Source organism: Sphingomonas bacterium, assembly GCF_903643065.1.
GTDB lineage: Bacteria > Pseudomonadota > Alphaproteobacteria > Sphingomonadales > Sphingomonadaceae > Sphingomonas.
In genome coordinates this window covers 1-7,307 of sequence record NZ_CAHJWX010000080.1, presented here as the reverse complement: position 1 = coordinate 7,307, position 7,307 = coordinate 1, and the positions used below count along the sequence as shown (strand labels likewise).

Annotated in this window: 7 protein-coding genes; 4 read left to right on the top strand and 3 right to left on the bottom strand. The window is 69.0% G+C overall.

What is annotated here, in order from left to right; translation table 11 throughout:
* Nucleotides 1-50: 50 nt before the first annotated feature.
* Nucleotides 51-506: a GatB/YqeY domain-containing protein gene (locus HUU95_RS04410; RefSeq protein WP_174278995.1), complete on the bottom strand. Its 456-nt coding sequence runs from the start codon at nucleotides 504-506 to the stop codon at nucleotides 51-53.
* Between the two features lie 87 nt (nucleotides 507-593).
* Here HUU95_RS04410 and carA point away from each other — a divergent pair, with 87 nt between their 5' ends.
* The gene (gene carA / locus HUU95_RS04405; protein ID WP_174278994.1) at nucleotides 594-1,853 is read left to right on the top strand and encodes a glutamine-hydrolyzing carbamoyl-phosphate synthase small subunit; all 1,260 of its coding nucleotides are present in this window, start codon (nucleotides 594-596) and stop codon (nucleotides 1,851-1,853) included.
* Nucleotides 1,854-2,131: 278 nt separating this feature from the next.
* On the opposite strand, the gene HUU95_RS04395 is transcribed toward carA, so the two are convergent.
* Nucleotides 2,132-2,569 carry a type II toxin-antitoxin system VapC family toxin gene (locus HUU95_RS04395; protein WP_174278992.1) on the bottom strand — a complete coding sequence of 146 codons (438 nt, stop codon included), beginning with the start codon at nucleotides 2,567-2,569 and terminating at the stop codon, nucleotides 2,132-2,134.
* Nucleotides 2,566-2,802, bottom strand: a complete 237-nt coding sequence (locus HUU95_RS14310; RefSeq protein WP_368039797.1) for a FitA-like ribbon-helix-helix domain-containing protein — start codon at nucleotides 2,800-2,802, stop codon at nucleotides 2,566-2,568. Before HUU95_RS14310 ends, HUU95_RS04395 begins: the two co-directional genes overlap by 4 nt.
* Before the next feature lie 66 nt (nucleotides 2,803-2,868).
* On the opposite strand from HUU95_RS14310, the gene carB reads away from it, so the two are divergent.
* The 3 genes from carB to HUU95_RS04375 form a co-directional block, all read left to right on the top strand.
* Nucleotides 2,869-6,213: a carbamoyl-phosphate synthase large subunit gene (gene carB, locus HUU95_RS04385; protein ID WP_174278991.1), complete on the top strand. Its 3,345-nt coding sequence runs from the start codon at nucleotides 2,869-2,871 to the stop codon at nucleotides 6,211-6,213.
* Between the two features lie 75 nt (nucleotides 6,214-6,288).
* Nucleotides 6,289-6,765 (top strand): transcription elongation factor GreA, encoded by a 477-nt coding sequence (greA, locus tag HUU95_RS04380; protein ID WP_174278990.1) that lies wholly within the window; start codon nucleotides 6,289-6,291, stop codon nucleotides 6,763-6,765.
* Between the two features lie 41 nt (nucleotides 6,766-6,806).
* On the top strand, nucleotides 6,807-7,307 hold a 501-nt coding region (locus tag HUU95_RS04375; protein ID WP_174278989.1), incomplete at its 3' end, for a rhomboid family intramembrane serine protease.

The following is a 7,307-nucleotide window of genomic DNA, read 5'->3' as shown; positions in this document are numbered from 1 at the left end:
CCCCGACCCCCTCCCGCGCGCGGGAGGGGGGGCAGAAGGTCCGCCCCCGTTCATCCCGCGAGCGCCGCCTTCACCAGCCCGCTCGCCTTGCTCATGTCCAGGCTCGCCGCGTAGCGCGTCTTCAGCTCCGCCATTACGCGGCCCATGTCCTTCATGCCCGTGGCGCCCAGGTCGGCCTTGATCGCCCCGATCGCGGCGCGGGTCTCGTCGTCGGTCATCCGCGTCGGGAGGAAGCGTTCGATCACCGCGACCTCCGCCTCCTCCGCCGCCGCCAGCTCCTCGCGGCCGCCCTGGCGGAACATCGCGATCGACTCGCGGCGCTGCTTGACCATGCGTTGCAGCACCTCGACGACTAGCGCGTCGTCGTCGGGCGGCGTCGCCTGGGTGCGCGCCTCGATGTCGCGGTTCTTCACCGCCGCCTGGATCAGGCCGATGGCGGATCGCGTCTCCTTGTCGCCGGCCTTCATGGCGGCGATCTGGGCGGCCTTGATGTCGTCTCGAATCATGGCCGCGCTTATTGACCGGGCGGGGGGGCAGGTCTAGCGGGCGGGGCTTAGCGACATTGTTGCCCTGACGAGGAGTGCCTGCCGACCATGGCCGACGCCGCGACCATCCGCGCGCCTGACGGAGCGACCGGCTGCCTCGTGCTCGCGAGCGGCGAGGTCGTGTGGGGCCGTGGCTTCGGCGCGGAGGGCCAGGCGGTGGGCGAGGTCTGCTTCCACACCGCGATGACCGGCTATCAGGAGATCATGACCGATCCGTCCTTCGCCGGGCAGGTGATCACCTTCACCTTTCCGCATATCGGCAATGTCGGGGCGAACCCGGACGACGTGGAGGCGGACGGGCCGCACGCGCTGGGGATGATCGTGCGCGAGGACCCGACCGCGCCGTCGTCGTTCCGCGCGGTCGAGCGGCTGGACGGCTGGATGAAGCGCCACGCGCGCATCGGGCTGGCGGGCGTCGACACGCGCGCGCTGACCCGGCGGATCAGGACGGGCGGCGCGCCGACCGGGGTGATCGCGCATGCGGCGGACGGAGCGTTCGACGTGCCGGCGCTGGTGGCGATGGCGCGGGGCTGGCCGGGGCTGGAGGGGATGGACCTGGCGCGCGAGGTGTCCTGCGCGACGCACTATGGCTGGGACGGCGGAGTGTGGCGGCTGGGGTTCGGGTATCAGCCCGAAGGTGCCTCGACTGCGCTCGGCACGAACGGGGAAGGGGAAGCGGATGGCTCGACACCCGCTCCGTTCGTCCCGAGCGAAGTCGAGGGACAATCCAGCCCCAAGCCCCACGTCGTCGCGGTCGATTACGGCTCCAAGCGCAACATCTTCCGCCACCTGGCACTGGCCGGCGCGCGGGTGACGGTGGTGCCCGCGACCGCCTCGTTCGACGAGATCATGGCGTTCGCGCCCGACGGCTTCTTCCTGTCCAACGGCCCCGGCGATCCGGCGGCGACGGGCGAGTACGCCGTGCCGGTGATCCGGGCGATGCTGGCGACGGGCAAGCCGCTGTTCGGCATCTGCCTCGGGCACCAATTGCTCGGCCTAGCGGTCGGCGCGACCACGACCAAGATGTTCCAGGGCCATCGCGGCGCGAACCATCCGGTCAAGCGGCTGGCGGACGGCGCGGTGGAGATCACCAGCATGAACCACGGGTTTGCGGTGGAGCGCGAGAGTTTGCCGGACGGTGTGACGGAGACGCACGTGTCGCTGTTCGACGGCTCGAACGCGGGACTGGCGATCGACGGCGGGCGTGCGTTCAGCGTGCAATATCATCCGGAGGCGAGCCCGGGGCCGCAGGATAGTCTGTACCTGTTCAAGCGGTTCGTGGGGATGCTCGCCGGAGCGGCACGATGACTCGGTGGGAGTACAAGGTCGCCAGCTTTGCTTCCGATGTAGTCGAGCCCGGTTGGGACAACCCTGATCTGCGGGGCTTCAATCTTGAGGAAGGCCTTCGTGAGCTTGGCTACAAAGGTTGGGAGCTGGTGTCATTCACGCCAGTCGGCATCGCAAAAGTGACGGGTTCCAACGTTCTGATATTTAAGCGGCCAAGAACCTAATGCCCAAGCGCACCGACATCTCCTCCATCCTTGTCATTGGCGCGGAGCCGACCGTCATCGGGCAGGCGTGCGAGACTAATAAGTCGGGGGTGCAGGCAATTCATTCAGCCATGGATTTATCAGCTGCAGCCCCAGCCCTGCAAAGTGCTTTGTATTTCGGGTCGCCAGCGCCAGGCCTCGCGATAGCGCCGTTGCGGCAATCTGCGTGTCGGCGGTGCCCGGGTTGCGCCCGGCTCGTTCCTGGCTGGCCAGCACGGTTGCGTATACCCGCGCGGCATCGAGATCGAAGGGCAAGACGCGGTCGCGATACTGCTCGATCAGCGCTGAATAGCCCTCCGCCAGCGTCAGGCGCTTGCGCCCGATCGGCATCAGTTCGACGCCGGATAGAAGCTCGCCCACCACTACGGTCGACAGCCATAGCTGATCGGAATGATCTCGCGCCCAGCCTCGCACCGATGGGTCGGGCAGCGAACGGAAAGCCTCACTCCAGACGTTCGTGTCGACAAGGATCATTCGTCGTCGAACACCGGCACGCGGGCACGGCTACGCGACGGGATCGGCAGGTCGAAACCGGGCCGGCTCGCCTCGTAAAGCATCTCGAAGATGCCCTTTCGCTCCACCACCGGCTCAGGCCGTACGAGCGCGATCAGCGCGCGTCGGGCCTCGTCTTCCAGCGAGCGGCCGTTGCGGGCCGCGCGTTCGCGCAGGTCCTGCTTCACGTCGTCGGGCAGGTTGCGGATCGTCATACTCGCCACGACGGGTCTCCCGTGATTGCACTGCCATCAATGTACTCAATGAGCGCACGATAGACAATGCCCAAGCGCACCGACATCTCCTCCATCCTCGTCATCGGCGCGGGGCCGATCGTCATCGGGCAGGCGTGCGAGTTCGATTATTCGGGGACGCAGGCGATCAAGGCATTGAAGGAGGAGGGCTATCGCGTCGTCCTGGTCAATTCCAATCCGGCGACGATCATGACCGATCCCGAGCTGGCGGACGCGACCTATATCGAACCGATCACGCCCGCCGTCGTCGCCTCGATCATCGCCAAGGAGCGGCCGGACGCGGTGCTGCCGACGATGGGGGGGCAGACCGCGCTCAACACCGCGCTGGCGCTGTTCCGCGACGGCACGCTCGACAAATACGGCGTCCAGATGATCGGCGCGAACGCCGACGCGATCGACAAGGCGGAGGACCGGCTCAAGTTCAAGGACGCGATGACCGGGATCGGGCTGGAGTCCGCCCGCTCCGCCATCGCGCATACCGTCGAGGAGGCGCTCGCCGGGCTGGAGGTGACGGGGCTGCCCGCGATCATCCGCCCGTCCTTCACGCTGGGCGGCACGGGTGGGGGCGTGGTCTATAACCGCGCCGAGTTCGTCGACATGGTCCGCGCCGGGCTGGAGGCGTCGCCGACCAGCGAGGTGCTGATCGAGGAGTCGCTGCTCGGCTGGAAGGAATATGAGATGGAGGTGGTCCGCGACCGCGCGGACAACGCGATCATCATCTGCGCGATCGAGAATGTCGATCCGATGGGCGTCCACACCGGCGACTCGATCACGGTCGCGCCGGCGCTGACGCTGACGGACAAGGAATATCAGATCATGCGCAACGCGAGCATCGCGTGCCTGCGCGAGATCGGGGTGGAGACCGGCGGCTCCAACGTCCAGTTCGCGGTCAACCCGCGCGACGGGCGGCTGGTCGTGATCGAGATGAACCCGCGCGTGTCGCGCTCGTCGGCGCTCGCATCCAAGGCGACGGGCTTCCCGATCGCCAAGGTCGCCGCCAAGCTGGCGGTCGGCTATACGCTCGACGAGATCGAGAACGACATCACCGGGGCGACGCCGGCAAGCTTCGAGCCGACGATCGACTATGTCGTCACCAAGATCCCGCGCTTCGCGTTCGAGAAGTTCAAGGGCGCGGACGCGGTGCTGTCGACCGCGATGAAGTCGGTCGGCGAGGTGATGGCGATCGGCCGCAACTTCGCGGAGAGCATGCAAAAGGCGTTGCGCGGGCTGGAGACGGGGCTGTCCGGCTTTGATCAGGTCGATCGGCTGGTGGGCGCGCCGCGCGCGGAGATCGAGGCGGCGCTGGCGGTGGCGACGCCCGACCGGCTGCTGATCGCGGCGCAGGCGCTGCGCGAGGGGATGACGGTCGCCGAGGTGCACGCGATCGCGCGGTACGATCCGTGGTTCCTCGATCAGATCGCCGGCATCATCGCCGCCGAGCGCGAGGTGGAGGAGCGCGGGCTGCCCGTCGACGCGCCGGGGCTGCGGCGGCTCAAGGCGATGGGCTTTTCCGACCAGCGGCTTGCCTTCTTGGCACTGCGCTCGGCGAACCTGCGCGGGATGGAGCAGGGCATCGCGCGCGGCACCGGCCTGATCCACGAGGCGGTCAGGGCGATGACCGGCGGGGTGACGCCGGACGAGGTGCGCGCGTTGCGGCACAGGCTGGGCGTCCGGCCGGTGTTCAAGCGGATCGACACCTGCGCGGCCGAGTTCGAGGCGCGCACGCCGTACATGTACTCCACCTACGAGGCGCCCTCGTTCGGCGCGCCCGAGGACGAGTGCCTGCCCAGCGACCGGCGCAAGATCGTCATCCTGGGTGGCGGGCCGAACCGGATCGGGCAGGGGATCGAGTTCGACTATTGCTGCTGCCACGCCTGCTTCGCCCTGGCGGACGCGGGCTATGAGACGATCATGGTCAATTGCAATCCGGAGACGGTGAGCACCGACTATGACACGTCCGACCGGCTGTATTTCGAGCCGCTGACCGCCGAGGACGTGCTGGAGATCCTGCATGCCGAACAGGCGGCCGGCACGCTGGTCGGCGTCATCGTCCAGTTCGGCGGTCAGACGCCGCTCAACCTGGCGCGGGCGCTGGAGCGGGCGGGCATCCCGATCCTGGGCACCAGCCCCGACGCGATCGACCTGGCGGAGGATCGCGAGCGGTTCGCGGCGCTGGTCACCAGGCTAGGGCTCAAGCAGCCCGCCAACGGCCTCGCGCGCTCTCGCGACGAGGCGGTCGCGGCGGCGGCGCGGATCGGCTATCCGGTGCTGATGCGCCCCTCCTATGTGCTGGGCGGGCGCGCGATGGAGGTGGTGGAGGGGCCGCAGCAGCTCGACGACTATATCGCCACCGCCGTGCAGGTCTCCGGCGACGCGCCGGTGCTGATCGATCGCTACCTGCGCGACGCGATCGAGGTGGACGTCGACGCGATCGGCGACGGCACCGATGTGGTGGTCGCGGGCGTGCTCCAGCATATCGAGGAGGCGGGCGTCCATTCGGGCGACAGCGCCTGTTCGATTCCGCCCTACAGCCTGTCCGCCGCGATCGTCGCGGAGATCGAGCGGCAGACGGAGCTGCTCGCGCGCGCGCTCCACGTCGTTGGCCTCATGAACATCCAGTTTGCGGTCAAGGACGACGAAGTGTACCTCATCGAGGTCAACCCGCGCGCGTCGCGCACCGTGCCGTTCGTCGCCAAGGCGATCGGCGCGCCCGTCGCCAAGATCGCGGCGCGGGTGATGGCGGGCGAGAAGCTGGCCGATCTGCCCCGCATCGACCGCCACATCGCGCATGTCGCGGTCAAGGAGGCGGTGTTCCCGTTCAGCCGCTTTCCCGGCGTCGATCCGGTGCTCAGCCCGGAGATGCGCTCGACCGGCGAGGTGATGGGGATCGACCGCGATTTCACGAGCGCGTTCGGCAAGGCGCAGCTCGGCGCGGGCACGGTGCTGCCGACGCACGGCACGGTGTTCGTCAGCGTCAAGGCCGGCGACAAGGCGCTGATCGTGCCGGGCGTGCGCGCGCTGGTGGAGCACGGCTTCCGGGTCCTCGCCACGGCCGGCACCGCCGACCACCTGCGCCGCGCCGGCCTGCCGGTGGAGACCGTCAACAAGGTGGCGCAGGGGCGGCCGCACATCGTCGACCGCGTGCTCGATGGCGAGGTGGCGCTGGTGTTCAACACGACGGAGGGCTGGCAGTCGATGATCGACTCGCGGCTGATCCGCCAGACCGCGCTGGCGCGGCGCGTGCCGTACTTCACCACCGCGTCGGCGGCGGTGGAGGCGGCGCGCGCGATCGCGGCGGGCGCGCAGGGCTCGCCGGGCCGCCCGCTTGAAGTGCGCCCGCTCCAGTCCTATCATCGCGCATCGCACGATTGATCCCCGCCAGCTTCGCATCCGAGGCGCGGGCGGTCCGAGCAGGGCCGCGCGGGGCAGACTTATTAAGGACGGCGTATGGCGACGGTCGAGAAGATGCCCATGCTGCAGGAGGGCTATGAGAAGCTCTCCTCCGAGCTGAAGCGGTTGAAGGCGGAGCGCCCGCAGATCGTCGACGCGATCGAGGAAGCGCGCGCGCATGGCGACCTGTCCGAGAACGCCGAATACCACGCCGCCAAGGAGCAGCAGGGCCAGAACGAGGCGACGATCGCCGACATCGAGGACAAGCTCAGCCGCGCGCAGATCATCGATCCCACCGAGCTGTCGGGCGACAAGATCGTGTTCGGCGCGACGGTGACGCTGCTCGACGACGACGACAAGCCGGTGCGCTACCAGATCGTCGGCCAGACCGAGGCGAACGCCAAGACCGGGCGGATCAGCTATAACTCGCCGCTCGGCCGCGCGCTGATCGGGCGCAAGGTGGATGACGAGGTGGAGGTGACGGTGCCGTCGGGCGACCGCTACTACGTCGTCTCGAAGATCGACTTCGTCTGAGCGGGATCACGCTCCCGCGCGGGCGCGCCACGGACGCGCTGGTGGCGCTGATCGCGTTCGCGGCGGTGATGATGCTGTTGCCGAGCGTGACGATGCTGGCGGCGGCCTATTGCTTCACGCCGGCGGTCGCGGTGGCGGGCTGGCGTCTCGATCCGCTCGGGGTGGCGCTGTCGCCGCTGGCGTCGCAGTTCGCGCAGGCCGGGCTGTTCGCCGCCGCGTTCGACGCGATCCTGCTGCTCGCGGCGGGGCGGCATGTGGAACGCGCGCTGGGCCCCGTGAGCCTGGTCGCGCTGTTCGTCGCCGGCGCCTATGGCGGCGCGCTGGCGCGGCTGGTGCTGACGCCCGGGTCGATCGTGCCGGGGCTCAACGCCAACGGCGCGCTGTTCGCGGAGGTGGGCGCGTATCTGATGCTGTACGGCATCCCGCGCGGGTTGCCGGCGAGCCTCGGCCGCAGCCGGCTGGGGCAGGTGGCGGGGCTGGCGGCGCTGTGGGCGCTGGTGCAGCTCGCCTTCATGGTCGCGGCCGGCGGCGACCTGTCCACC